This is a genomic window from Nocardioides sp. JCM 18999 (assembly GCF_055391175.1).
In genome coordinates this window covers 2,641,794-2,666,100 of the sequence record NZ_AP043887.1, presented here as the reverse complement: position 1 = coordinate 2,666,100, position 24,307 = coordinate 2,641,794, and the positions used below count along the sequence as shown (strand labels likewise).

23 protein-coding genes are annotated in these 24,307 nt (G+C 70.7%); 13 read left to right on the top strand and 10 right to left on the bottom strand.

From position 1 onward, the window contains the following. Positions 1-17 precede the first annotated feature (17 nt). A complete protein-coding gene (locus ACZ5J1_RS13135; protein WP_464559486.1) occupies positions 18-1,124 on the top strand; it encodes an FAD-dependent oxidoreductase in 1,107 nt (368 codons plus the stop codon). 16 nt (positions 1,125-1,140) lie between these two features. Continuing rightward, on the top strand, positions 1,141-3,141 hold the full coding sequence (locus ACZ5J1_RS13130; protein WP_464559484.1) for an SDR family oxidoreductase: 2,001 nt from the start codon (positions 1,141-1,143) through the stop codon (positions 3,139-3,141). A 10-nt stretch (positions 3,142-3,151) separates the two neighbouring features. Here ACZ5J1_RS13130 and ACZ5J1_RS13125 read toward each other — a convergent pair whose 3' ends face one another. Continuing rightward, a complete protein-coding gene (locus tag ACZ5J1_RS13125) occupies positions 3,152-4,525 on the bottom strand; it encodes a WS/DGAT/MGAT family O-acyltransferase (RefSeq protein WP_464559482.1) in 1,374 nt (457 codons plus the stop codon). A gap of 108 nt (positions 4,526-4,633) precedes the next feature. Between ACZ5J1_RS13125 and ACZ5J1_RS13120 the strand changes: the two genes are divergently transcribed. Then, a complete protein-coding gene (locus tag ACZ5J1_RS13120; protein WP_464559480.1) occupies positions 4,634-5,713 on the top strand; it encodes an alpha/beta hydrolase in 1,080 nt (359 codons plus the stop codon). Here the strand turns inward: ACZ5J1_RS13120 and ACZ5J1_RS13115 are convergent. Further along, a complete protein-coding gene (locus tag ACZ5J1_RS13115; protein ID WP_464559478.1) occupies positions 5,647-6,720 on the bottom strand; it encodes an ROK family protein in 1,074 nt (357 codons plus the stop codon). The two genes, ACZ5J1_RS13120 and ACZ5J1_RS13115, sit on opposite strands and share 67 nt — an antisense overlap. A gap of 262 nt (positions 6,721-6,982) precedes the next feature. Between ACZ5J1_RS13115 and ACZ5J1_RS13110 the strand changes: the two genes are divergently transcribed. From ACZ5J1_RS13110 to ACZ5J1_RS13100, 3 genes are all read left to right on the top strand, one after another. Continuing rightward, entirely contained in the window at positions 6,983-8,074 is a 1,092-nt protein-coding gene (locus ACZ5J1_RS13110) for a sugar ABC transporter substrate-binding protein (protein ID WP_464559476.1), read from the top strand. Positions 8,075-8,145: 71 nt separating this feature from the next. Then, positions 8,146-8,907 (top strand): ATP-binding cassette domain-containing protein, encoded by a 762-nt coding sequence (locus tag ACZ5J1_RS13105; protein ID WP_464559474.1) that lies wholly within the window; start codon positions 8,146-8,148, stop codon positions 8,905-8,907. Further along, positions 8,900-10,141 carry a sugar ABC transporter permease gene (locus ACZ5J1_RS13100; protein WP_464559472.1) on the top strand — a complete coding sequence of 414 codons (1,242 nt, stop codon included), beginning with the start codon at positions 8,900-8,902 and terminating at the stop codon, positions 10,139-10,141. Before ACZ5J1_RS13105 ends, ACZ5J1_RS13100 begins: the two co-directional genes overlap by 8 nt. Before the next feature lie 13 nt (positions 10,142-10,154). Here ACZ5J1_RS13100 and ACZ5J1_RS13095 read toward each other — a convergent pair whose 3' ends face one another. Next, a complete protein-coding gene (locus tag ACZ5J1_RS13095; protein ID WP_464559470.1) occupies positions 10,155-11,186 on the bottom strand; it encodes an LLM class F420-dependent oxidoreductase in 1,032 nt (343 codons plus the stop codon). Positions 11,187-11,220: 34 nt separating this feature from the next. Here ACZ5J1_RS13095 and ACZ5J1_RS13090 point away from each other — a divergent pair, with 34 nt between their 5' ends. Both ACZ5J1_RS13090 and ACZ5J1_RS13085 read left to right on the top strand, forming a co-directional pair. Further along, complete coding sequence (locus ACZ5J1_RS13090) at positions 11,221-11,949, top strand: acyltransferase (RefSeq protein ID WP_464559468.1); 729 nt, start codon at positions 11,221-11,223, stop codon at positions 11,947-11,949. 59 nt (positions 11,950-12,008) lie between these two features. Further along, complete coding sequence (locus ACZ5J1_RS13085) at positions 12,009-12,848, top strand: glycerophosphodiester phosphodiesterase family protein (protein ID WP_464559466.1); 840 nt, start codon at positions 12,009-12,011, stop codon at positions 12,846-12,848. Positions 12,849-12,851: 3 nt separating this feature from the next. Here ACZ5J1_RS13085 and ACZ5J1_RS13080 read toward each other — a convergent pair whose 3' ends face one another. Both ACZ5J1_RS13080 and ACZ5J1_RS13075 read right to left on the bottom strand, forming a co-directional pair. After that, positions 12,852-13,115, bottom strand: a complete 264-nt coding sequence (locus ACZ5J1_RS13080; protein WP_464559464.1) for a hypothetical protein — start codon at positions 13,113-13,115, stop codon at positions 12,852-12,854. Position 13,116: 1 nt separating this feature from the next. Next, positions 13,117-14,373: a PspC domain-containing protein gene (locus ACZ5J1_RS13075; protein WP_464559462.1), complete on the bottom strand. Its 1,257-nt coding sequence runs from the start codon at positions 14,371-14,373 to the stop codon at positions 13,117-13,119. Between the two features lie 171 nt (positions 14,374-14,544). Here ACZ5J1_RS13075 and ACZ5J1_RS13070 point away from each other — a divergent pair, with 171 nt between their 5' ends. Genes ACZ5J1_RS13070 through ACZ5J1_RS13060 form a run of 3 tightly spaced genes read left to right on the top strand, consistent with a single transcriptional unit; the run spans position 14,545 to position 16,805 of the window. Next, positions 14,545-15,771: an ATP-binding protein gene (locus tag ACZ5J1_RS13070; protein ID WP_464559460.1), complete on the top strand. Its 1,227-nt coding sequence runs from the start codon at positions 14,545-14,547 to the stop codon at positions 15,769-15,771. Beyond that, positions 15,764-16,432: a LuxR C-terminal-related transcriptional regulator gene (locus ACZ5J1_RS13065; protein ID WP_464559458.1), complete on the top strand. Its 669-nt coding sequence runs from the start codon at positions 15,764-15,766 to the stop codon at positions 16,430-16,432. Before ACZ5J1_RS13070 ends, ACZ5J1_RS13065 begins: the two co-directional genes overlap by 8 nt. Positions 16,433-16,442: 10 nt before the next feature. Next, positions 16,443-16,805 carry a hypothetical protein gene (locus tag ACZ5J1_RS13060; protein WP_464559457.1) on the top strand — a complete coding sequence of 121 codons (363 nt, stop codon included), beginning with the start codon at positions 16,443-16,445 and terminating at the stop codon, positions 16,803-16,805. On the opposite strand, the gene ACZ5J1_RS13055 is transcribed toward ACZ5J1_RS13060, so the two are convergent. From ACZ5J1_RS13055 to ACZ5J1_RS13040, 4 genes are all read right to left on the bottom strand, one after another. Next, positions 16,799-18,040, bottom strand: a complete 1,242-nt coding sequence (locus ACZ5J1_RS13055; RefSeq protein ID WP_464559455.1) for an RNA polymerase sigma factor — start codon at positions 18,038-18,040, stop codon at positions 16,799-16,801. The genes ACZ5J1_RS13060 and ACZ5J1_RS13055 overlap by 7 nt on opposite strands. Before the next feature lie 7 nt (positions 18,041-18,047). Beyond that, entirely contained in the window at positions 18,048-18,389 is a 342-nt protein-coding gene (locus ACZ5J1_RS13050; RefSeq protein WP_464559453.1) for a YciI family protein, read from the bottom strand. 104 nt (positions 18,390-18,493) lie between these two features. Beyond that, the gene (locus ACZ5J1_RS13045; protein WP_464559451.1) at positions 18,494-19,081 is read right to left on the bottom strand and encodes a response regulator transcription factor; all 588 of its coding nucleotides are present in this window, start codon (positions 19,079-19,081) and stop codon (positions 18,494-18,496) included. Then, positions 19,078-19,992 (bottom strand): right-handed parallel beta-helix repeat-containing protein, encoded by a 915-nt coding sequence (locus ACZ5J1_RS13040; protein ID WP_464559449.1) that lies wholly within the window; start codon positions 19,990-19,992, stop codon positions 19,078-19,080. The genes ACZ5J1_RS13045 and ACZ5J1_RS13040 overlap by 4 nt, the downstream gene beginning before the upstream one ends. A 124-nt stretch (positions 19,993-20,116) precedes the next feature. On the opposite strand from ACZ5J1_RS13040, the gene ACZ5J1_RS13035 reads away from it, so the two are divergent. Together ACZ5J1_RS13035 and ACZ5J1_RS13030 are read left to right on the top strand one after the other, a co-directional pair. Further along, entirely contained in the window at positions 20,117-21,349 is a 1,233-nt protein-coding gene (locus ACZ5J1_RS13035; protein WP_464559447.1) for a glycosyltransferase, read from the top strand. Continuing rightward, positions 21,346-23,253, top strand: coding sequence for a right-handed parallel beta-helix repeat-containing protein (locus ACZ5J1_RS13030; RefSeq protein ID WP_464559445.1), 1,908 nt, complete (start codon positions 21,346-21,348; stop codon positions 23,251-23,253). Before ACZ5J1_RS13035 ends, ACZ5J1_RS13030 begins: the two co-directional genes overlap by 4 nt. Here the strand turns inward: ACZ5J1_RS13030 and ACZ5J1_RS13025 are convergent. Continuing rightward, a complete protein-coding gene (locus ACZ5J1_RS13025; protein ID WP_464559443.1) occupies positions 23,219-24,250 on the bottom strand; it encodes an LLM class flavin-dependent oxidoreductase in 1,032 nt (343 codons plus the stop codon). The genes ACZ5J1_RS13030 and ACZ5J1_RS13025 overlap by 35 nt on opposite strands. Positions 24,251-24,307: the final 57 nt, after the last annotated feature.

Here is a 24,307-nt window from a genome sequence, read left to right as displayed (position 1 = left end):
CCAGCGATGACTGTGCGATGACGAAGGTCGTGGTCGCCGGGCTCGGCGACACAGGCCTGCTCACCGCCGTCCACCTGGCCCGGCACCGCGACCTCGAGGTCGTCGGGATCTCGACCCGGCCGGCGCTCGTCAGCGGGCAGGAGCTCGGCCTGCGACTGGCCCGGCCCGAGACCTGGGCGGCCGAGTACCGGATCGGCCTGGACCGCTTCCGCGGCCTGGACGCGGCACGGGTGCGGCACGCGCGAGTGAGGGGCCTCGACCTCGACGGCCGCTCCGTCGCGGCCACCGATCCCGCCGGCCGTCCCTTCACCGAGTCGTACGACGTCCTGGTGATCGCGACCGGCGTCAGCAACGGCTTCTGGCGCACCCCCGAGGTGCGCACGACCGACCAGATCGACGCCGACCTCGCGGCCGACCACGCCCGGCTCGCCGAGGCCGACTCGGTGCTGGTGGTCGGCGGTGGCGCGGCGGCGGTGGCGACGGCCTACCAGGTCGCCCTGCGCTGGCCCGACACCGTCGTGATGCTCGCCTTCCCCGGTGAGCGGGCGCTGGTCCAGCACCATCCGCGCACGTGGGGGACCGTCGAGCGCCGACTGCGGGAGGCGGGCGTCGACCTGATCCCCGGCCACCGGGCCGACCTCACCGGCGTCGACCTGGGTCGGATCGGCGCCGGTCCCGTCGCGTGGAGCACCGGCCAGCCCGCGACCACCGCGGACGCCGTCATCTGGGCGACCGGCCGGGTGCGACCCCACACCGACTGGCTGGACCCGGCGCTGCTCGACGCCGACGGCTTCGTCGCCGTCGAGCCGACCCTCCAGGTCGTCGGCCACCCCGAGCTCTTCGCGATCGGCGACGTCGCGGCGACCGACCCGTTGCGTTCCTCGGCGCGCAACCGCGCCGACAAACTGCTGGCCCGCAACATCCGGGCCTTCGTCGACGGTGGCGAGCTGGGCAGCTTCAGCCCGCCGCGCCGGCGTTGGGGCTCGGTGCTCGGTGCCGAGCCGGACGGCCTGCGGGTCTTCGCCCCGTCCGGCCGCGACTTCCGTTTCCCGGCCTGGTCGGTGCGGCACGTCCTGTATCCGTGGATCGTGCGGCGAGGAATCTATGGCGGCATCAGGACGTAGGACCTAACCTCGGCCCATGTCCTACGTTGTGACCGGCGCCACGGGATTCATCGGCCGTCGACTCGTCCAGGAGCTCCTCGCCACCCGCGAGGGGACCATCTTCGTGATCACCCGCGCCGGGTCGATGGACCGGATGGAGCGTCTGATCCGGCAGTGGGGCGGCGTCGATCGGGTGCTCCCGATCGTCGGCGACCTGAGCGAGCCGGGGCTCGGCGTGCACCCCGACTGGACCGCGGACCAGATCGGCGGGATCGAGCACTTCTTCCACCTCGCCGCGATCTACGACATCACCGCCGACGCGGCCACCAACGACCTGATGAACATCGAGGGCACCCGGCACGCCCTCGCCCTGGCCGAGGAGCTCCAGGTGGGCTGCTTCCACCAGGTCTCCTCGGTCGCCGCGGCCGGCGACTACGAGGGCGTCTTCACCGAGGAGATGTTCGACGAGGGCCAGCCGCTGCCGTCGCCCTACCACCGCACGAAGTTCGAGTCCGAGCGGATCGTGCGGGAGGAGGCCACGGTGCCGTGGCGGGTCTACCGCCCGGCGATCGTGGTCGGCGACTCCACCACCGGCGAGATGGACAAGATCGACGGCCCCTACTACCTGTTCTCGCTGATCAAGCGGCTGCGGGACGTGCTGCCGGGCTGGTTGCCCCTCGTCGGGGTCGACCTGGGGGACACCAACGTGGTGCCGGTCGACTACGTCGCGCAGGCGATGAACGTGCTCGCGCACCTGCCGGGCCGTGACGGTGAGGCCTTCCACCTGGTCAACCCGACCCCGCAGCCCGTGGTGGAGATGCTGAACGGCTTCTGCGCCGCGGCCGGCGCACCCCGCTTCGCCACCCCGCTGGACCGCAACCTCACCACCCACGCGCTCGGCCTGGTCCCGCGCGCGCTGCGGCCCGGCCGGCTGGTCACCGGCGCGATCCGTTCGCTGCCGCTCCAGGCCGCGCTCAACCAGACCGTCGGTCGTCTCGGGATCCCCGCCGAGGTCCTCGCCCACGTGAACTTCCGCCCGACGTTCGACTCACGCCGCACCCAGGCAGCGCTCGCCGGCGCCCTCGAGGTGCCGTCGTTGGACGACTACATGGCGACGCTGTGGACCTACTGGGAGGACAACCTCGACACCCACACCACCGGCTCGGCTGCCGTCCGCAAGGCGTTGAAGGGCAAGTACGTCGTCATCACCGGTGCGTCCTCCGGGATCGGCCAGGTCACCGCGCTCAAGGTCGCCCAGGCCGGCGGGATCCCGGTGCTGGTCGCCCGGGGCCGGGAGAAGCTCGAGGCGCTCCAGCTCACCATCGAGCTGCGCGGCGGCCAGGCGCACGTCTTCCCGTGCGATCTCTCCGACCTCGAGGCGATCGACGCGCTCGCCACCCGGCTCTCCGAGGAGCTGCCCTCGGTGGACTTCCTGGTCAACAACGCGGGCCGGTCGATCCGGCGCTCGATCAAGCTCAGCCACGACCGGTTCCACGACTTCGAGCGCACCATGCAGCTCAACTACTTCGGTGCGATCCGGCTGATCATGGGGCTGATCCCCGGGATGCAGGCCCAGAAGCACGGCCACGTGGTCAACATCTCCTCCATCGGGGTGCTGACCAACCCGCCGCGGTTCTCGGCCTACGTCGCCTCGAAGGCGGCGCTGGACGCCTGGAGCAACGTGGTCTCGAGCGAGCTCTTCAGCGACGGGATCAGCTTCACCTCGGTGCACATGCCGCTGGTGCGCACGCCGATGATCGCGCCCACCAAGATGTACGACCGGTTCCCGACGATCTCACCGGCGCAGGCGGCCGACATCGTGATCCGGGCCCTCGTCGAGCGGCCGCACGAGATCAACACGCTGTCCGGCACCGTCGGTTCCCTGGCCCACACGATCGCGCCCAAGGCGGCGTTCCGGGTGCTCAACCTGGCCTACCACGTGTTCCCCGACTCGGCGGCCGCGCGCGGGGACGCCGCCCCGGCAACGGAGTCGCAGCAGCAGATGCTCGCCCAGCTGTTCAAGGGCGTGCACTGGTAAGCAGCTCGGCTCAGGGCCAGGCCTGCTCGAGCTCGGTGAGTGCGTCCTCCAGGTGCCCGAGCAGCCGTTGCAGGCTCGGCACGCTGGAGCGGCAGCCGACGATGCCGACGTCGAGGTGCTTGTCCCGGCTGCACAGGGTCACGTTGACCGCCTGGCCGTCGAGCACGATCGAGGCCGGGTACATCCCGTCGAGCCGGGCCCCGTTGAAGTACATCGGTGAGCGCGGGCCGGGCACGTTGGAGATGATCACGTTGAACGGCGGCCGGGTGTACTTGACCACCCCGGGCAGGGGGGTCAGACCCAGCGGCAGCATCTGCAGCCCGGACAGGGCGAGGATCTGTGTCCGGCTGAGGTCACCGAGCAGGCGCTTGGCCTGACCGGCGCTGTGCGAGATCCGCTCGAGCCGGCGCCCCCCGAGCGGCTCGTCGGTGGCGAGGTTGACGATGATCATCCCGATGGCGTTGCCGCCGTCGCGCTCCGTGCCGGGGTTCCGGCCAGCATCGCGGAGGTCGAGGGAGACCGGCACCATCGCGGTCAGCGGTTCGTCTGGGAGGGCGTGCTGCTCCAGCAGGTAGGTCCGCAGGGCGCCGCCGACCATCGCCATCACGACGTCGTTCAGGGTCGTGCCCGAGGCCTTCGCCACCCGCTGGATCCGCTCGATCTCCCACGACTGCGCGGCGAAGCGTCGGGCGCCGCCGACCGGGCCGTTGAGGATCGTCTTGGGTGCGCGGGGCAGGGTCACGTCGCTCTCGCGCCACACGTGCTGGGCGACCTTGAGCGCGCCCGGCACCAGGCTGGCGATCTCCGCCGTGGCCCGAGCGCCGCCGAGCGCCAGGCTCCGAGGCCCGCGCACCGTCGGGGCGGACGCCTTGACCCGCGGCGGCAGCGCCCACGGTGGCACGCAGTCGGTCCGGTTCGGGTCCTCGTCGAACGCGCGGCGCAGCAGGGTCAGCGCCGAGACGCCGTCGACGAGGGAGTGGTGGATCTTGGTGTAGAGACCGATCCGGCCGTCGGCCAGCCCCTCGACGACGTACGCCTCCCAGAGGGGGCGGTGCCGGTCGAGCAGGGTGCCGTGCCAGTGCGAGACGTTCTGCAGCAGCTCCCGGATCCGACCGGGCGCGGGCAGAGCGGTGTGCCGGACGTGGTAGTCGGCGTCGACCGTGTCGTCGGTCGTCCACCAGGTCGAGCCCAGCGACGCGACCGGATCGGCCGGGCGCTTGCGGAACAGGGCCGACAGCTGGGAGGTGTCCCGGAAGCCGGTGACGAGGTCCTGGACGAACTCCGGCCCGGCGCCCTCCGGGGGCTCGAGGAGCAGCAGACCCCCGACGTGCATGGGGTGTTCGCGTGATTCGACCATCAGGAACATCGAGTCAGTGGGAGGCATGAAACCCATCGAGTGAACCTCCAGGAATGACCGGACATCGGGCAGGTGACGAGTACGCTAGCCATTGTTGTGGCATAGGTCACTGTTCTTCGTGCCGAATGGGGAGGCATGAAGTTCCTGATGAGTGGGGGCGGCGTGGCAACACGCACGGGTCGGCACAGCGGTCGCACGGTCGCGGCAGCAGTCACGCCGACGTACTTCGAAGCGACGAGCTGGCGCTCCTGGGCGCTCGGCACCGGAGCCCGGCTGACCGTTCGCCCCGTGCTGGGCCTGTGGGCCCACCTCCCGTTCGACTTCTTCCCGCCCAACCTCGTGGACAAGCTGGCCGCGGGTCGACCGGCGCCTGCGGGCACCCGGGTCGACGAGATCGCGTTGCGCTCCTGCCCGGCCGAGCTCATCCGTGGCAACGGGGTGGGGGACCGGCTCGACCGCGAGGCCGGCGCGATCCTCTACCTGCACGGCGGGGCCTTCCTCTGCTGCGGCCTCAACACCCACCGTGGACTGGTCTCCCGGATCTCGGCTGCGGCCGGGGTCCCGGTGCTCAACGTCGGCTACCGGCAGATGCCCGAGGCGCCGATCACCTGGTCCTTGGCCGACGCGATGGACGGCTTCGCCTGGTTGCTCGACCAGGGCTACCAGCCTGCGGACATCACGCTCGCCGGGGACTCGGCCGGGGGATACCTCGCCTTCGCCCTGGCCCGCGCGGTCCTGGACGCCGGCTGGGGACGACCCGCAGGTGTCGCGGCGCTGTCCCCGGTGCTGCAGATCGATCCGGGCCCACGACGTCAGCACCGCAACGTCGACCGCTGCCAGCTCTTCCCGGCCGCGGCGCTGGACCGCTTCTCCGCCATGATCCGCAAGGTTGACGCGAAGCACGGCGTGCTCGAGCCGCTCGTCGACCCGGTCGACATGGACGTCTCCGACCTCCCGCCGACCCTGATCCAGGTGGGTTCACGCGAGATGCTGATGGCCGACGCCGAGCTGATGGCCAGTCGGCTGGCGGCTGCCGGCGTGCCCGTCGACCTCCAGGTGTGGTCGCGTCAGGTGCACGTCTTCCACGCCGCCGCCTCCTGGCTGCCCGAGGCGCGTGCCGCCGTCGAGGAGGTCGCGACCTTCATCGATCAGGCGATGGGCAGCTCGGTGCGCTCGGCGGCCAGGAGGACCGCGCCGACCAAGCTGGCCCGGTGACCCAGGTCGCTGGTCCGGACCGGCGTCTGCGCGACCATGTCGAGCGCGTGCCGACGCAGGCCGATCCGCGCTGACTCGAGCAGCAGCTCCCCGGCGCGCGCCATGTCGCCGCCGATCACCATCATCTCGGGGTTGAGCAGGTTCGCGACGCTGGCCAGCCCCCACCCGAGGTGCATCCCGGCGTCCTCGAGCGCTCGCAGCGCCGCCGCCTCCCCGGCCCGGGCCGCATCGAGCACGTCGTCCAGGGTCGCGGCCGGCAGCTGCCCCGCCGTCCGGGCGAGCACGGTGTTGATCGAGGTGTAGGCCTCGAGGCAGCCCCGACCACCGCAGCGGCAGATCGGTCCGGCCTCGTCCAGGGTGAGGTGGCCGAGCTCGCCGGCGGTGCCCGCGGCGCCGTGGAAGATCTTGTCGTCGAGGATGATGCCGGCGCCGACGCCGGAGGAGATCTTGACGAAGACCGAGCTCCGGACGCCGTGCGCGACGCCGCGGCGGTGCTCGGCCAGGGCGCCCAGGTTGGCGTCGTTCTCCACGTCGACGGGGATGCCGAAGACGGCCTCGGCGCGGGTCCGGCTGTCGACGCCGTTCCAGCCGGGGAGGATCCCCGGTCCCTGGACCACGTCCTCGGTGATCGGGGCGGGGATGCCCATCGCGGCGCGGAGCACGCGGCCACCCGCCGGGGTGAGCTCGGCGATCAGCTTGGTCGCCAGCGCCAGGGAGTCCTCGTGCTGGTGGGTCGCCTCGAGCGAGATCCGCTCCTCGCCGAGGATCTCGCCGGTGAGCGTGCCGATCGCGACGGCGACGTGGGAGTGACCGAAGTCGACGCCGGCGACCAGGCCGGCGTCGCGGGAGAGCCGGACCGAGGAGCCGCGGCGGCCGCTGCCGGCCTCGGTGTCGACGAGCCGTGCCGCCGCCAGGTCGCGCACGATGTTGGAGACGGTGGCCGGGGCCAGACCGGTGACTCGCGCCAGCTCCGCCTGCGTGTACTCGGTCTCCCCGGATCGGAGCACGTCGAGAACCCGTCGCTGGTTCGCGCTCCGGAGGGAGGCATGGGAACCCGGCGACGGGGAGCGATAGGTGGGCGGTGTCACATCCGTCACGGGATCACTGTGCGGCCCCCAGACTTTGTCGTCAAGTAATAACGATAAAATCGGTGCACATCCCAAATCGGTGACAACTTGCGTCCATGGCTTGACGACAAGGATGTGACCCAGCACACTCAGACTGTTCCTGAGGGCGGCACACCGCCGCCCCTGAAGCGAGGAGAACACCGTGATCACAAACCTTCGGCGCACTGCGGTCGCCGGCCTGGCGCTCCTGGCGGGTGCCGGCGCTCTGACCGCTTGCGGTTCGGACGACGACTCGTCCTCCGGTGACAGCAGCAAGGGCGCGACCATCGCGCTGCTGCTGCCCGAGTCGAAGACCACCCGTTACGAGACCTTCGACAAGCCCCTCTTCGAGGACGCTGTCGCGAAGCTCTGCTCCGACTGCGACGTGAAGTACTACAACGCCGACCAGGACGAGGCCAAGCAGAACTCGCAGGTCGACTCCGCGATCAACGCGGGCGCCAAGGTCATCGTCCTCGACCCGGTCAACGGCGCTGGCGCCGGTGGCATGGTCCAGGCCGCGCACGACGCCGACATCAAGGTCGTCGCTTACGACCGCTTCATCGAGGGTGCTGACTACTACCTCTCGTTCGACAACGAGACGGTCGGCAAGATGCAGGGCGAGGCCCTGGTCAGCGCGATGGGCGGCAAGGGCAACATCCTGATGCTCAACGGTGCTCCGAGCGACCCGAACGCTGCTCAGTTCAAGGCCGGCGCGCACAGCGTGATCGACGCCAGCGGGATCAAGATCCTCTCCGAGTACGACAACCCGGACTGGAGCCCGGAGAACGCGCAGCAGTTCGTCACGGACTCGCTCAGCAAGTACAAGCCGTCCGACATCCAGGGCGTCTACGCGGCTAACGACGGCCAGGCCGGTGGCGTTGTCGCCGCTCTGACCGGTGGCGGCTTCAAGGCCGACGCTCTGCCCCCGATCACGGGTCAGGACGCCGAGGTCGCCGCTGTCCAGCGGATCCTCGCCGGCGAGCAGGCGATGACCATCTACAAGCCGATCCCGATCGAGGCCAACACGGCCGCTGAGGTCGCGGTCGCCCTGGCGAACGGTGACGAGCCGGCCGCGACCACCGACACCGGGATCGCGCAGAGCACCTACAAGGACGTCACGTCCTACATCTTCACCCCGGTCGCCGTGACCAAGGACAACGTGAAGGACACCATCATCGCTGACGGTTTCTACACGGTTGCCGACATCTGCACCCCCGACTACGCCGAGGCGTGCAAGGCGGCAGGTCTTTCCTGATGTCAGAAGTCCCCGTTAACGGTGGACACGACGGGACGGTGACCCCCAACTCGGGGGCCACCGTTCTGTCGTTGTCCGGAATCACGAAGCGCTTCGGTGCCGTTCAGGCGCTCACTGACGTCAGTCTCGACGTCAAGGCCGGCGAGGTCGTGGCCCTGGTGGGCGACAACGGTGCCGGCAAGTCCACGCTGATCAAGATCATCTCGGGCGTCTACCAGCCCGACGAGGGCACCATCGAGCTCGAGGGCAAGGCGGTCAAGGTCCCCGGCCCGTCCGCGGCCCAGGGCCTCGGTATCGCCACGGTCTTCCAGGACCTCGCCCTGTGCGACAACCTCGACGTGGTCGCCAACCTCTTCCTCGGCCAGGAGAAGAACCGCCTCAGCGTGATCGACGAGGTCACGATGGAGTCCGAGGCCTGGCGTCTGCTGCGCAGCCTCTCGGCCAAGATCCCGTCGGTCCGGATCCCGATCGCCGCCCTCTCGGGCGGTCAGCGCCAGACGGTCGCGATCGCGCGCTCCCTGGTCGGCAACCCGAAGGTCGTCCTCCTCGACGAGCCGACCGCCGCCCTCGGTGTGGCCCAGACCGCCGAGGTGCTCAACCTGGTCGAGCGGCTGCGCGACCAGGGCCTCGGCGTCATCCTGATCAGCCACAACATGGCCGACGTCCAGGCGGTCTCCGACCGGATCGTGGTCATGCGCCTGGGCCGGAACGCCGCCGAGTTCAAGACCGCAGAGACGAGCACCCAGCAGTTGGTCGCTGCGATCACCGGTGCCTCGGACAACGTCGTGGCGGCTCGTGCCGAGCGCCACGCCCAGGGAGGCACCCATGAGTGAGAAGCAGCAGGAGGTCGCTGCTGACCTGATGGATGAGCGCCTCATCCAGCACAAGGGATTCGGCGCGTTCCTCTCCGCGCAGTGGACGCGACTGCGTTCCGGCGAGCTCGGTGCCCTGCCCGTCGTGATCGGGCTGGTCGTCATCTGCATCGTGTTCCAGGCGCAGGAGGACGTGTTCCTCTCCTCGCGCAACATCGTCTCGATCACCCAGTTCGCGGCCCCGATCGGAATCATCTCGCTCGGCATCGTGCTGGTGCTGCTGCTGGGGGAGATCGACCTGTCGGTCGGTTCCGTCTCCGGTCTGGCCGCAGCGGTGATGGCGGTGCTGATCGTCAACCACGGCATGTCCGAGTGGCTGGCCATCCTGGTCGCGGTCTGCGTCGGTCTGGCGATCGGTCTGGTCTACGGCGCCCTGTTCGTCTGGGTCGGCGTGCCGTCGTTCGTCTTCTCCCTCGCGGGCCTGCTCGGGTTCCAGGGGCTGCTGCTCTACGTCCTGGGCAAGAACGGCACGATCAACCTGCCCAACGAGTCGCACCTGCGCGACTTCGCTCGGACCCAGTGGGTCAGCCCCACGTGGTCCTACATCCTGGTCGCTGCTGCCGTGCTGCTCTTCGTCGCCGGCCAGCTGCTGACGATCCGGAGCCGCAAGGCCGCCGGTCTGAGCACGCCGTGGCTGCCGATGGTCGCCATCAAGGCGATCGCCCTGGCCGTCGGCCTGGGGCTGATCACCTGGTACGTCAACGACGACCGCGGGTGGAGCTACCTGTGGGTCTTCTTCGTGTTCCTGGTGATCATCGTCGACTTCGCGCTGCGTCGGACCACCTGGGGCCGGCACGTCTTCGCCGTCGGTGGCCAGGTCGAGGCAGCACGTCGCTCGGGCATCAAGGTCAACGGGGTCTACTTCTCCGTCTTCGCCCTGACGTCGTTCTTCGCTGCGCTCGGTGGTCTGATGGCCGCCGGTCTCCAGACCAGCGTCTCGCAGGCGAGCGGTACGACCGACACCAACCTGACCGCGATCGCGGCCGCCGTCATCGGTGGCACGTCGCTCTTCGGTGGTCGTGGATCGGCCTGGTCGGCGCTGCTCGGCATCCTGGTGCTGCAGGCGATCGCGAACGGTCTCAACCTGCTCAGCGTGGACAGCTCGGTGCGCTTCATGGTCACCGGCCTCGTCCTGCTGCTGGCCGTGGCGATCGACTCGGTGAGCCGTCGCGCACGCACCAGCAGCGGACGCTAGCGAATCACGAAGGTCACGCCGTCCATTCCTTGAGGCGGGAGATGACCGACGCCGGGTCCTGGTCAACCGGGATCACCTGGAGGTCGGTCACTCCCGCTTCACGGAAGGCGGCGATCCGCTCCTTCACGTAGGACTCCGGTCCGACCAGATTGAGCATCTCGAGGAGGTCGAGGGGCACACGCTCCTCGGCCTCCTTCTTCTTACCGGCCAGGTAGAGCTCCTGGATCTCGGCGGCCTCGGCCTCGAAGCCGTAGCTGCTCACCAGGGTGTTGTAGAAGTTCTTCCCCTTCGCGCCCATGCCGCCGACGTAGAGCGCGACGAACGGGCGCATGAAGTCGAGCATCGGTTTGACGTCCTCGCCGATCGCGACCAGGCCACCGGCGCTGATCTCCAGCGGGCCGAGGTCGGCCGAGCGCTTGGCGGTGCCCTTGGCGAGCGCGTCGCCCCAGATCGAGCCGGCGTGCTCGGGAGCGAACAGGATCGGCAGCCAGCCGTTGGCGATCTCGGCGGTCAGGGCGACGTTGGCGTCACCGAGCGCGGCGATCCAGATCGGCATCTCGGAGCGCTCGGGATGGGTGATGATCTTCAGCGGCTTGCCCAGCCCGGTGCCCTGGTCGGCGGGCAGCGGCAGCTGGAACTGCTTGCCGTCGTAGACGAGCCGTTCGCGACGCAAGCCCATCCGGAGGATCTCGATCAGCTCGCGGGTGCGCTGCAACGGCTTCTCGTAGGGCACCCCGTGGAAGCCCTCGATCACCTGCGGGCCCGAGGCGCCCAGCCCGAGGATGCCGCGGCCGCCGCTGACGTTGTCCAGTCCGGCCGCGGTCTGGAGCATCGCTGCGGGGGTGCGGGAGTAGACGTTGAGGATGCCCGAGGCGATCTCGATCGTCTCGGTCTTCGCGGCGAGGTAGCCCATCAGGGTCGGGGCGTCGAAGCCGTACGCCTCGGCGACCCAGACCCGGTCGAGTCCGGCCTTCTCGAGCTGGGCGACGCCGTCGGCGGCCTCACGGGGGTTGCCGGCGTACTGGAGAGGTGTCGAGATCTTCACCCGACGAACTTAACCAGGTGACAGGATGACCGCCATGCCGTGGACCCTGGCCGATCCGCTCACCGATGCCCATCGTCGTCGGCTGACCGGTGCCGGCGTGCCCGCCGAGGTGCTCGACGACCTCGAGCTGCGGGCCATCGATCACGCCGATCTTCCGGACTGGTTCGCCGAGAGCACCAGCGCGATCTACCTCGCCCCCGGGGTCGACGTCCCGGCCAAGGTGCTCAACACGATGGTGCTCTACCCGTTCGACGACGTCCTGATCGTGATCGCCTGCGACAGCCCGAACCTCGACTCGCTGCTGATCGGCGGCGACGACGCCCTGGTCTTCCTCGGTCCTGACAGCGCCTTCACCTGCTCGTCGATCTACTGCGGCTCCGGTTCCTCGATCGTGCTGGTCGGGGGAGTGACGGCGACGCGGTGCGCGATCATCGACGCCCGCAACGGTGGCTCGATCTTCGCCGAACCCGGGCAGCTCTGGGCCTCCGACGTCTACGTCGCCACCGACGACATGCACCGGCTGACCGACGTGGCCACCGGGATGAGGCTCAACCCGTTCGGTGCCCACATCCGGCTCGGCTCGCACCTGTGGTTGTGCAAGGACGTGATCGTCTCCGGGAACGTCGAGATCGGCGCCGGCTCGGTGGTCGGCGCCCGCTCCGTCGTGCGGAACCAGAAGGTGCCGGAGCAGGTGCTCGTCGCCGGTGTCCCGGCCCGAGTCATCCGCGAAGGGGTCACCTGGGACCCGAACGACGTGCCCTAGCCGGGCGCCGTTCACGTTGCGGCAGCGCCCAGGACACATCGACTGTCCAGCCTGAGGACATGACCTCGCACGGCTTGGGTCTCGTCATCGGACACCGTGGCGCACCCTCGCACAGCCCCGAGAACACGCTCGCCTCCTTCCGGCTCGCCTGCCGGATGGGGGTCGACGCGATCGAGACCGACATCCAGATGTCGCGCGACGGGGTCCTGGTCCTCGTGCACGACGCCGAGCTGTCCCGGACCACGGACGTGGCCGACCACCCGGAGTACGCCGGGCGTCGGACCCGGAAGGTGATCGGACGGGAGCTGCTCGAGGGCTGGTTCGTCGACGACTTCACGCTCAGCGAGCTCCGCACGCTGAACAACCCGAGCACCCGGATCCCGACCCTCGACGAGCTGCTGTTCCTGCTCGCCGCCGAGTCGCGACGGGCGGGGCGCCGGATCGGCCTGCACGCGGAGGTCAAGCACCCGGCGTACTTCGCCGCTGCGGGTCTCCCGATGGCCGGGCCGCTGCTGTCCACCCTGCGCGACCACGGCGTCGGACGGCGGGGGAAGCGGGTCTGGATCCAGTCCTTCGACGAGCAGTTCCTGCGGGCGCTCTCACCGGCGACCGACGTCCCGCTGGTCCAGCTGGTCGATGTCGGTCAGCCGTTCACCTGCGGGGAGGTGGCCGGCTACGCCGACGCGCTCGGGCCGCACCGCAGCCTCGTCCTGGCCGGTGGCCTGGTCGAGACCGGGCTGGTGGCCGAGGCCCACCGTGCCGGGCTCTACGTCTTCGCCTGGACCCTGCGCGGCGGCGCCGACCAGGCTCGGGCCTTCCTCGACGCCGGCGTCGACGGCATCTTCACCGACGACCCGCTCGTCGCGGTCGGCGCCCGCCCGCCGGCGCTCAGCGCCTGACGGTCACCGGCGGACGCCGTGACGTCGGGCGCCCGAGAAGGCGACCGCGGCCAGGCCGACGGCACCGGCCACCAGCCACGGGACGGGCAGCAGCCAGCGGATGTCCTCGCCGCTGACGACGTCGCCCTCGACCAGCGCCCAGGCGCCGACCATGCACAGGAACGCCAGGCCCATCACCAGGTGGCCGACGCTGACCGGGTGCCAGCCGCTGCGCCTCTCCTCGGGCTCCGGGACGGCGTCGGTCGGGATCGTGGTGAACTCGCTCATCTCACTGCTCGCTCTCGATGGTGATCTCGCCGACGTTCAGCTCGGCGTCGATGATGATGCTGGGCAGGTCGCTGCCGAGGTGCTGGCCGGCGGTCGAGGTGATGTCCACGCCGCCGCCGTCGTGGCCGAGGACCTCGGTGTGGCCGAACCCGTCGATGTGGGCGTTGGCTCGCACCGCGACCCCGGCGGGAACGATGACCTCGATCCGGCCGACGTCGCCCTCGAGGCCGATCCGTCGGCCGTCGAGTCCGTCGAGGTCGGTGACCTGGCGCAGGTCGAGCACCGTCTCGCCGACCTTCATCTCGTAGGTGTCCAGCACGGCTGAGGCCGACAGCGGGGTGTAGGTGACGCGTCGGTCCTGGTCGTCCCAGGCCGTGGCGACCGTCGTGGCCGCCAGCACGGGAGCGATCAGCAGACCGACCAGGATCAGGCCGCCCGCGCGGCCCCAGAAGGCACCGAGGGCCAGCATCAGACCGACGATGCCGAGGGCGAGCGCCGGGTAGGCCGAGGCGACCACGTCGGCACCGGCCCCGTCGATCACGCCCAGCACACCCTCGGCGAGCGCGATCAGCGCGAGCGTGAACCAGAACAGCAGGGGCCCGCGGCGGGTGGTCCTGCGCAGCTGGGCGCGCTCGGCCCGGAGACGGGCCTTGGCCAGCGCTGCGTCGGTGCGGGCCTGCGACTTGGCCAGCGCGGCGGCGGTGCGCTGGTCGGCGCTGGCGAGCGCCTGGTCGATCGAGGCCTGGGTCTGCTGGTGCGCCTTCTCCAGCGCCTCGACCACCGCGACCTCGGTCTCGCCGCGGTCCTCGGCCGCAAGGTCCCGGCGACCCCAGATCCGGGTGAAGACCAGGATGATGATCAGCGTCGGGATGATCCACCAGGGGAAGTCGAACCCGCCGGCGACGTCGCCGATCAGGGCGAGGGCGGCGATCCCGAGGGCGATCCACATCGCCAGCGCCCGGGAGCGGGCGTCGAGGGTGACCACGGCACGACCGTCGCGCTCGTCGGGCATGAAGAGCCACCCGGCGCCGTAGATCAGGACGCCGGCACCGCCGAAGAAGACGGTGACGACGAACGCGATCCGGACGACGACCGGGTCGATGTCGAGGTGGCGTGCGATGCCGCCGGCGACCCCGGCGACGTAACGGTTCTCCGGACTGGCCGAGGAGGTGCGCACGAGGCGGCCCAGGTCGCGGGCCTCGTCGCGGGTGACCCGGGGGCCCTCCGGAGCTTCGGGAGGAGTGTCGGTGGTGCTCATGGTGACCACTCTCCGTCGCGAACCACCCTCGGGGGTATCGGGGACGACCCCGGGTCGACCCCGATACCGCCGGACCCCGTCCCCTGCCACGATGGAGCCATCATGAGTTCCGAGGCACCACATCTCGACCCCCCTGCGTTCGAGCGACCCATCCGGCGCGCGACCCGCGACATGGACGACGCCGTTGTCGGCGGAGTCGCCGCCGGTCTCGCCGAGCACCTGGCCTGGCCGGTGCTCTGGGTCCGGGCAGGCTTCGTGGTGCTCACCGCCCTGGGTGGACTCGGTGCCATCTTCTACGCCGCGCTCTGGGCGGCCCTGCCCTCGCGCGACCGGTTCCTCGCCTCCACCCCCGGCGCCGAGAGCGCGACCCGCGGCGGTCGACGACCGGGCCGCACCGGCCGGTTCTCCGACATCGGGCCGACGGTCGCGCTCTCCGCCCTGGGCCTCGGGCTGATCTTCGCCGTCGAGGTGATGTTCGGCCTGAGCAGTCTCTTCTGGCCCCTGCTGCTCGCCGGGGGCGGGATCGCGCTGCTCTGGCGCCAGGCCGACGAGGCCCAGCGCGAGCGGTGGCTGGACTCGGCCGGCCGGATCAGCCCCGGTCGACTCTTCTTCGGCCAGGGGTGGCAGTCCTGGGTGCGGATCGTGCTCGGGCTCGTCCTCCTGCTGACCGCCGCCGTCGGGTACGTCGCGATCTTCAACCGCACCGCGCACGGACTGGTGTTCGCGATCGTGCTGCTGGTGGGCGCCCTGGTGATCGTGATCGGCCCGGTCTTCAACCGGCTGACCAGCGACCTCTCGGCCGAACGGGACGAACGGATCCGGACCCAGGAACGCGCCGACGTCGCGGCGCACCTGCACGACTCGGTGCTCCAGACGCTGGCGCTGATCCAGAAGAACGCCGCCGACCCCAACGCCGTCACGAAGCTCGCGCGAGCCCAGGAGCGCGACCTGCGGAACTGGCTCTACACCGAGGCGCCGGCAGGGGAGGACACCGTCGTCGGCGCCCTCGGCGCGGCCGCCGCCGAGGTCGAGGACAGCCACGGAGTCGCGATCGAGGTGGTCTTCGTCGGTGACGCCCCGTTGGACGAGGGACTCCGGCCCCTGGTCGCGGCAGCCCGGGAGGCCCTGGTGAACGCGGCCAAGCACGCGCAGGTGGACCAGGTCTCGCTCTACGCCGAGGTCACCGCCGAACGGGTCGAGGTCTTCGTCCGCGACCGGGGAGTCGGCTTCGACCCCTCCCAGGTGGCCGAGGACCGGCACGGCGTGGCCAACTCGATCATCGGCCGGATGGCCCGGCACGGTGGACTGGCCCGGATCGACTCCGAACCCGGCGAAGGAACCAACGTGCACCTGACCATGCCCCGGGAGAACCGAGAGAAGGAGCAGCCCCATGAGTGAGGCAGCCACCACCGAACCGGTCGGCGTCGTGATCGTCGACGACCACGCGATGTTCCGCCGCGGCGTTCACGCGGAGCTGGATGCCGACCCGGACCGGGTCACCGTGCTGGGCGAGGCCGCCGACGTCGACGAGGCGATCCGGGTCATCGCCGACACGGCCCCCGCCGTCGTACTCCTCGACGTGCACCTGCCCGGGGGAGGCGGCGCCGAGGTGATGCGCCGCTCGCCGACGGTCGACGGGAAGCCGCTCTACCTGGCGCTGTCGGTCTCCGACGCCGCCGAGGACGTGATCGGGACGATCCGCGGGGGAGCCCGCGGCTACGTCACCAAGACCATCACCGGCCCCGAGCTGGTCAACGCCATCCAGCGCGTCGCCACCGGGGACGCGGTCTTCAGCCCGCGGCTGGCCGGGTTCGTGCTCGACGCCTTCGCCGGGCAGATCGACGTCGCCAGCGTTGACGAGGACCTCGACCGGCTCTCGGAGCGCGAACGCGAGGTGATGCGGCTGATCGCGCGCGGCTACGCCTACAAGGAGGTGGCCCGCGAGCTCTTCATCTCGATCAAGACCGTGGAGACCCACATGTCCTCGGTGCTGCGCAAGCTCCAGCTCAGCTCCCGACACGAGCTGACCCGATGGGCCAGCGATCGGCGGCTGCTCTAGGCTGCGCGCCATGGAGATCCTGCGCCTCGTCCTGCTCGCCATCCACCTGCTCGCCTTCGCGGCGCTCGCCGGTGGGCTGCTCGCTCAGTGGGGTCAGGCGGAGAAGAAGATCACCCCGGTGATCCGCTGGGGCGCCCGGATCGCCCTGCTCGCCGGCCTCGGCCTGGTGGGCGTCCTCGAGGCCGACGACATCCACCCGAACGCCGCGAAGATCGCGATCAAGTTCGTGATCGCGTTCGTGATCCTGGGCCTGGTCGAGCCGAACGGCAAGAAGCCGAAGATCAGCGACGGCCTCTACTACGCCATCCTCGGCCTCACCGTGGCGAACCTGCTGGTCGCGCTCTTCTTCCACCCGGCGCACGGCGCCTACTGAGTCGCGTTCAGCCTGCGTTCGAGGAACCTGCGCTCGGCGGCGTTCTCGGTGAGCAGGAGCGCTTCCTCGTAAGCGCTCCGGGCCTCCTCCGTGCGGCCCAGCTGGGCCAGCAGGTGGGCGCGGGCGGCCGGCAGATAGCCGTACGTCGCCAGCTGCGGCTCGGCACTGAGCCGGTCCAGCGCGGCGAGACCCGAGGTCGGTCCCGCAGCGAACCCCACGGCGATCGCCCGGTTCAGCTCGACCACGGGTGAGGGCCAGGCCGCGGCGAGCAGGTCGTAGAGACCGACGATCTCGGGCCAGTCGGTCTCGGCCCACGTCGGCGCCTCGGCGTGCACGGCGGCGATCGCCGCCTGCAGCGCGTAGCGGCCGGGTGGCCGCGAGCGCAGCGCCTCCTGCACCAGTCGCACCCCCTCGGTGATGGCGGCCCGGTCCCACTGCGAGCGGTCCTGGTCGGCCAGCAGCAACAGCTCGCCCGTCTCCGGGTCGAGCCGGGTGCTGCGGCGGGCGTCGGTGAGCACCACCAGCGCCAGCAGGCCGGTCACGTCGGCGTCGTCCGGCAGGAGCTGGTGCACCATGCCGGCCAGGTCCAGGGCACGCTCCACCAGGTCGACCCGGACCAGGTCGGCACCGGCGGGTGCGGTGTGTCCCGTCGTGAAGATGAGGTGCACGGTCGCGAGGATCGACCGGACCCGGTCCGGCAGCTCCTCGACCGGCGGCACCCGGTAGGGGATCCGGGCGCCGGCGATCTTCTTCTTCGCCCGGGTGATCCGGGCCGCCATCGTGGACTCGGAGACGAGGAACGCGCGGGCGACCTCGGCGGTGGTCAGGCCACACACCAGGCGCAGCGTCAGCGCGACCTGGGCGTCCGGGTGGAGCGCCGGGTGGCAGCAGGTGGAGATGAGTCGGAGCCGGTCGTCGGGGTACTCGCTCCCCGGGTCTTCGGCGTCGCCGACCGGCTCGACCTCGTCCATCACCAGCTCGGGCATCGCCCGGCGGAACAGGGCGTCGCGGCGCAGCTGGTCGATCGCCCGGTTCCGCGCGGTCACGGTCAACCAGCCACCCGGATGGCGCGGGATGCCGTCGACCCAGGCGACCAGCGCCCGGGCGTAGGCGTCCTGGACGCATTCCTCAGCCAGGTCGAGGTCGCGCGTGACGCGCACCGTCGAGGCGAGCACGTGGGCCCACTCCCGACGGTGCGCGTCGGCGACAGCCGCCGCAGCGGCTGCGGCGCTCACGCGGGACTCACCCCATGCTCAGGACCGGCCGAACCTCCAGGCCGCCGGTCGTCACGGGCACCTGCTTGGCCAGGGCGATCGCCTCGTCCAGGTCGGCGGCCTCGACGAGGTAGTAGCCGCCGAGCGCCTCCTTGGACTCGATGAACGGTCCGTCGGTGACCGTGAAGCTGCCGGCTCCGTCCGGGCGGACGGTGGTCGCGGTCGCCACCGAGGCGAGGGCGTTGCCGCCCGCGATCTTCGCGCCGGCGTTCTCGTTGAAGGCGTTGTGGCCCTCCATCAGCCGGGCGCTGACGGCCTCGTCGGTCAGCCAGGTCTCGTCGTCGTAGATCAGGATCAGGAACTGGGACATCGCAGTCGTCCTTTCGGTCGTGGCGGTCCGCCGTTCGGGCCGTCCTCACTTCCGACGGCCAGCATCTCGCGAAATCGACACCAGCGGGACAGTCAGCGCGACAGTCAGCGGGACAGGGAGACACCTTCGGCCGTGATCGCGACCAGGACGCCGGAGCCCTCGGTGGCCAAGGTCCCGATCAGGTCGATCAGGATGGTGTCGACCTCCACCTGCTCGACGTCGCCGAGACGGTGGGCCAGCTCGTGGGTCGGGATCGGTGCGCCCTCGGCGTACATCAGCAGCTCGAGGACGTCGAAGGCGACGTCGGAGACGTCCAGTCGCCGCGAGTCGAGCAGGACGACGCCCTCCTCCGGGTTCAGCCGCAGGTCGCCGAGCCCGATCCAGTCGCCCTGGTAGGTCACGCCGCTCACGTCGGCGGTCGTCGGCACCCCGGAGAGCGAACGGACGACCTCGATCCCGGCCGCCCGGAGCCCGGCGCTGAGTCGGTCACCGAGCTCGGGGTCCACGACCGCGACCCCCGGGTGGTGGAACCGGGCGACCTGGTCGGCCGTGGCCGCGTCGCTGGCGACGATCACCTCGAAGCCCTCTGCCTCGAGCTCGGCGTGCGCCTGAGCCATCCGGTCGACGTGAGCCGTCACCAGCAACGCCAGCGCGCGCCGGGAATCACCCGGTGGGGTGGGGGACCTCGTCATCGGCGAACCTCGTCTGCGTCTGGGCCCAGCGTGAAGGTGTTCGGACGAACCGTATTGTCCCTGCCCCCGCCCGGGATCAGGTGCAGGATCGCGATTCCGGCACTGCCGTTCGGGACCGTCAGGTGGTTGCCGGTGATCGTCCACCCGTTCCCCTTGAGGTCCACGACGGAGTCCGCCGTCGACGTCGGCGGCTGAGCTCCGCTCAGCTCGCTCCCGGAGATCACGCCGTCGCGGGTGCCCTCCTTGATGTCGACGGCTTCGGCCGTGGTGGCGGTGACGGTCGCGTCGATGATCCGGTTGCGATCGCTCCGATCGGGGCCGCAGTCGGAGAACTCGCACCAGTTCGACTGCGCGCTTCCGACGTAGATCCCCTCGCCGAACTCGGGGTCACGCAGTCCGGTCGAGCTGATCTCGACCCCCTCGACCAGGTTGTCGCTGCTCCCGGCCCGGAGGTGGAGGGCCTCGTCGCCGACGTCGTGGATCCTCAGGTCGCGGAGCGTGGTGTGCTGGGTGGCGTCGAGCACGACGCCCTTCTTCCCTCCGGTGACGCTGAACCCCTCCACCGTCCACCACGCGGCACCGTCGAGGTGGACGGCGTACCCCTGGCCGACGTCGCCGGCGTCGACCACCGCCGAGGCGGGGCCGCACAGCTCGATCGGGCGTTCCTGGGTGCCGGACGCCATGATCGTGAGCCGGGTCCGGTAGGTGCCGGGGGCGAGCGCGATCCGATCACCCGGGCGGGCCCGGGTGACGGCGCGGGTCAGGGCGTCGCTGTCACGGACGACGATGTCGGCCGAGCAGCTCGCCGGCACCCCGGACGTGTCGGGTCCGTCGGCCGAGCACGCGCTCAGGAGCAGCGCCAGCGGCACCGTCCCTCGCAGCACCCGGGCAGGAGTGGAGGGACGCGGCACCGGCACAGTTTCGCAGAGCGCGGTGCCGTGTCCCTCAAATTGCTGAATGAAGTCCTGCTGTCCCCCTAGGATCTGCTAGGGGAGCTCAACGCCGGCTCGGGCGACACACAGGGGAGGGCCGAGCGTGGCTTGGCTGCAACAGGTGCAGGACACCATGCGCTGGGTGCTGCCCTTCGGCGCGATCGGGATGTTCTCCTGGGGCTTCTGGCTGGTCCGCAAGATCCTCTCCGCGACCGCGCGCCCGACGCTCAACGACTTCCGCACCACGACGACGCTGGTGGTGCCCTCGTTCCACGAGGACCCCGACGTCCTGATGCGCTGCCTGCACACCTGGATCGCGCAAGGACCGACCCGGATCATCGTCGTGCTCGACGTCGAGGACGTCGAGGCGGAGTCGCGGATCCTGGCCCTGGGCGACGGACGCGTCGAGGCCGTCATGTTCCGGCACCAGGGCAAGCGCAGTGCTCTCGGCGTCGGACTCCGCATGGTCGACACCGAGCTGGTCATCCTGATCGATTCCGACACGGTGTGGGAGAACGGCATGTACGCCGCCATCCAGATGCCGTTCGTCGACCCGGCGGTCGGAGCCGTCAGCACACGGCAGAACGTCTACCTCCCCAAGAGCAGCATCTGGCGTCGGGTCGCCGACTGGATCATCGACCTGCGCTACTTCGACTACGCCCCCGCGATGGGACGGTTCGGTGGCGTCATCTGTGCCTCCGGCCGGACCAGCGCGTTCCGCTACAGCGCCGTCCGGGATCGGATCGGGGAGCTCGAGAACGAGTACTTCCTCGGCCGCAAGTGCATCGCCGGTGACGACGGCCGGCTCACCTGGTTGGTGCTGTCCCAAGGCCTCCGGGTCGCGCACCAGGACAGTGCCCGGGCGCTGTCGATGTTCCCGTCGACCTTCAGGGCCTTCGTGAAGCAGCGGGTGCGGTGGAGTCGGAACTCCTACCGCTGCTACCTGACCGCGATCCGGCACGGCTGGATCTTCCGGACCCCGCTGATCTCCCAGCTGACGGTGCTCCAGATCCTGCTCACCCCGTTGACCGCGGCCTTCAGCGTCGCGTACGTCGGCCTCGCGGTGCGTTCGCCGCACCCGGAGCTGGCGCTCGGGCTGGCGCTGGCCTGGCTGATCGTCGGCCGAGGGATCCGGGGGATCAGCCACCTGTGGCGACGTCCCGAGGACATCTGGATCCTGCCGCTGGTCGCCGTGATGATCCTGTTCATCGGCGGCCCGATCAAGCTCTACGCCTTCTTCACCATGAACAAGCAGGGCTGGCTGACCCGGACCGAGGGACAGATCGGTGGCGAGGGCCAGACCGAGGCCAGCCTCAACGTGGGAGCCGCCCGATGAGCCACGACGCTGCTGCCACCGCGGCCGAGCGCGGGGACACCGTGGGGGCGCGGGTGCGCTGGCCCCTGCGCCTGCTGATCCTGCTGCTCGTCGTCGCCACGGTCACGGTGATCGCGCTGGAGAGGCGCGGCGCGACCTCCGAGAAGACCGACGTCCCGACGGCCGCAGCGACGCCGAAGCACGAGGACACCACGCCTGATGACGCCGTGATGCAGCGCCAGGCCGATCTGGTCGTCGCCGAGGACCGTCGACTCCGCGCCGCCGTCAGTGCCGACGCCGACGGGATCACCGTGTCCCACGGGACCACCCTGGTCGGCCCCCGCAAGCAGCCGTACACCCTGGCCGACCTGGTCCGGGCCGGTGCGATCGTCCGCCGCTCGGCGACGGTCGTCGAGGTCGTCCGCCCGATCGTGGTCCGTCGCGGGGCCCGCCTGGTCCTGCGGGCGCCGGGCCAGACGCTCCGGCTCCGCAGTGGTCCGTCGGGCTTCACCAGCATCGTGGCCTGGGGCGGATCCCTCGTCCTGGGCGGTGCCGACGGCCGGTCGATGGTGGTCACCTCGTGGAACGACGGGGCAGCCTCCGCAGACGGTCTCGTCGACGACGGCCGGGCGTACCTGCGGGTCAAGGAGGGCGTGTTGGAGGCCGACCACGTCGACCTGCGCAACCTCGGGTTCTGGAGCGGTCGGACCAGTGGACTCGCGCTCACCGGCGGCGAGCAGGGTACGACGACGGGGCGGGTCAGCCACGCGTCGATGAGCGGGATGCATGCCGGCTTCTTCGCCGACGGGACCGACCGGGTCCGGATCGAGTCCTCGGTGGTCCGCCGCTCGTCGTGGGCCGGGATCTACCTGAACGGGGCGCAGCACGTCGACGTGGTCGACACCGAGGTCGCCCTCAGCGGGGGGAACGGGATCGATGTCCGGCAGGGCAGCAGCGGGGTCGCGCTGACCCGGGTCACGGCGACCGGTTCGGGTGGCTACGGCGTCCGGGTCGACGGCAATCCCCGGGCGGAGGGAGTGAACGCCGCCGGTTACGGGCCGGCGCACTTCGCCGACCTCACCGCCACCGGTGGACGAATCGCTGACAACAGGTCAGGGGGTCTGCTGCTGGACCACATGGACGACGTCACGCTCGCCGGACTGGCCGTGGACGAGCAACGGACCGCGTTGGAGGTCCGCGGCTCCACCGGCGTCGACCTCACCCGCAGCAGCCTCGCGTCGGGCTCCCACGCTGCCCTGGTCGTCGTCGACGAGGCCGATCGGGTCGGACTGCACGACGTCACCGTCACGGCGCCGGAGGTCGGCGTCGAGAGCACGGACTCCGCCGTCGAGGTGGAGGACGGATCGTTCACCGTCGACAAGGGGCACGGTCTGGTGTTCGACGGCGGCTCGGCGACGATCACGGGCGCGGAGGTCAACGGCATCGGTTCGGCCGCGATCACCCAGCGTGATGCCTCGGTCGAGATCGTCGACCTGGGCGGTGACTGGAAGTACCGGCCGGACGTCCTGCTCTGGCTCGAACGCCACTCCGCGCTGCTGCCCTACCTGCCGCTGGTCCCCGTCGTGGTGATCGGCAGCCTCCTGGTCTGGCGGCGCCACCGTTCGCAGGCCCGGCTGCGCGCCATGATGGCCGAGGCGTTCACCGAGCGCGGCAAGGAGCTCCTGCTCGACTACCGCGCCCCGGGCGAGCGCGGGCTGATCACGGCCCCCACCTCGTTCTCGGCGGCGGCCGAACCGCTCGACGACGTCGCCGCCGCTCGCTTCGCGGTCACCGCGGTCCGGGACTTCGGGCACCCGCCGGCCCGCGTCGCCCGCATCCTGGGCTACCCGACCTCGCGGGTCCGGTCCTGGGTCGAGGACGACGACAGCGCTAGCGCCAGCCCAGCGCCGGCGCGACGTGAGTGAGCAGGTTGTCGAGGAGCTTGACGTTGTAGTCGACCCCGAGCTGGTTGGGCACCGTCAGGAGCACCGTGTCGGCGATCGCGAGCGCCTCGTCCTCGGCCAGCTGCTTGATCAGCTGGTCGGGCTCGGCGGCGTAGGTGCGACCGAAGACGGCACGGAAGTTGTCGATCTGACCGACCTGGTCGCTGCTCTCGCCCTGCCCGCCGAAGTACGCGGCGTCGATCTCGTCGACGATCGGCATGATCGACCGGCTGACCGAGACGCGAGGGGTGCGCTCGTGGCCGGCTTCGCGCCAGGCCGCGTGGTAGCCCTCGATCTGCTTGCGCTGCTGGACGTGGAACGGCTCGCCGGTCTCGTCCTCCTTGAGCGTGGAGCTCTGCAGGTTCATCCCGAGCTCGGCGGCCCACCGGGCGGTGGAGTCGGAGCCGGCACCCCACCAGATCCGCTCGCGCAGCCCGGCGCTGTGCGGCTCGAGCCGGAGCAGGCCGGGCGGGTTGGCGAACATCGGGCGCGGGTTCGGCTGGGCGAAGCCCTCTCCGCGCAGCACCTCGAGCAGCACCTGGGTGTGCCGACGCGCCATCTCGGCGCCGCTCGGGTCGGACTCCTCCGGGGCGAAGCCGAAGTAGCGGAACCCGTCGACGACCTGCTCCGGGCTGCCCCGGGAGATGCCGAGCTGGAGTCGGTGGCCAGCGATCAGGTCCGCGGAGCCGGCGTCCTCGGCCATGTAGAGCGGGTTCTCGTAGCGCATGTCGATCACGCCGGTCCCGATCTCGATCCGGCTGGTGCGCGCCCCGATCGCCGCCAGCAGCGGGAACGGTGAGCTGAGCTGCCGGGCGAAGTGGTGCACCCGGAAGTACGCCCCGTCGATGCCCACCTCCTCGGCACCCTCGGCGAGCTCGATCGACTGCGTCAGGACGTCGGCGGCCGACCGCGTGGCCGACTGCGGGGAGGGGTTCCAGTGCCCGAAGGAGAGGAACCCGATGTTCTTACGATCACCCATGTTGACTGGAACGTTCATGTCTCGCCGTCCATTCCTCGTACCTCGGCCCGGTGAGTG

Bases quoted from the DNA above. Each gene is read 5' to 3' on its own strand.
- ACZ5J1_RS13085 (WP_464559466.1), top strand. From the start codon at position 12,009: ATGACCTCGCACGGCTTGGGTCTCGTCATCGGACACCGTGGCGCACCC.
- ACZ5J1_RS13060 (WP_464559457.1), top strand. From the start codon at position 16,443: ATGGAGATCCTGCGCCTCGTCCTGCTCGCCATCCACCTGCTCGCCTTC.
- ACZ5J1_RS13025 (WP_464559443.1), bottom strand. From the start codon at position 24,250: ATGGGTGATCGTAAGAACATCGGGTTCCTCTCCTTCGGGCACTGGAAC.
- ACZ5J1_RS13135 (WP_464559486.1), top strand. From the start codon at position 18: ATGACGAAGGTCGTGGTCGCCGGGCTCGGCGACACAGGCCTGCTCACC.
- ACZ5J1_RS13120 (WP_464559480.1), top strand. From the start codon at position 4,634: ATGAAGTTCCTGATGAGTGGGGGCGGCGTGGCAACACGCACGGGTCGG.
- ACZ5J1_RS13080 (WP_464559464.1), bottom strand. From the start codon at position 13,115: ATGAGCGAGTTCACCACGATCCCGACCGACGCCGTCCCGGAGCCCGAG.
- ACZ5J1_RS13090 (WP_464559468.1), top strand. From the start codon at position 11,221: ATGCCGTGGACCCTGGCCGATCCGCTCACCGATGCCCATCGTCGTCGG.
- ACZ5J1_RS13030 (WP_464559445.1), top strand. From the start codon at position 21,346: ATGAGCCACGACGCTGCTGCCACCGCGGCCGAGCGCGGGGACACCGTG.
- ACZ5J1_RS13050 (WP_464559453.1), bottom strand. From the start codon at position 18,389: ATGTCCCAGTTCCTGATCCTGATCTACGACGACGAGACCTGGCTGACC.
- ACZ5J1_RS13070 (WP_464559460.1), top strand. From the start codon at position 14,545: ATGGACGACGCCGTTGTCGGCGGAGTCGCCGCCGGTCTCGCCGAGCAC.
- ACZ5J1_RS13075 (WP_464559462.1), bottom strand. From the start codon at position 14,373: ATGAGCACCACCGACACTCCTCCCGAAGCTCCGGAGGGCCCCCGGGTC.
- ACZ5J1_RS13125 (WP_464559482.1), bottom strand. From the start codon at position 4,525: ATGCCTCCCACTGACTCGATGTTCCTGATGGTCGAATCACGCGAACAC.
- ACZ5J1_RS13130 (WP_464559484.1), top strand. From the start codon at position 1,141: ATGTCCTACGTTGTGACCGGCGCCACGGGATTCATCGGCCGTCGACTC.
- ACZ5J1_RS13045 (WP_464559451.1), bottom strand. From the start codon at position 19,081: ATGACGAGGTCCCCCACCCCACCGGGTGATTCCCGGCGCGCGCTGGCG.
- ACZ5J1_RS13065 (WP_464559458.1), top strand. From the start codon at position 15,764: ATGAGTGAGGCAGCCACCACCGAACCGGTCGGCGTCGTGATCGTCGAC.
- ACZ5J1_RS13100 (WP_464559472.1), top strand. From the start codon at position 8,900: ATGAGTGAGAAGCAGCAGGAGGTCGCTGCTGACCTGATGGATGAGCGC.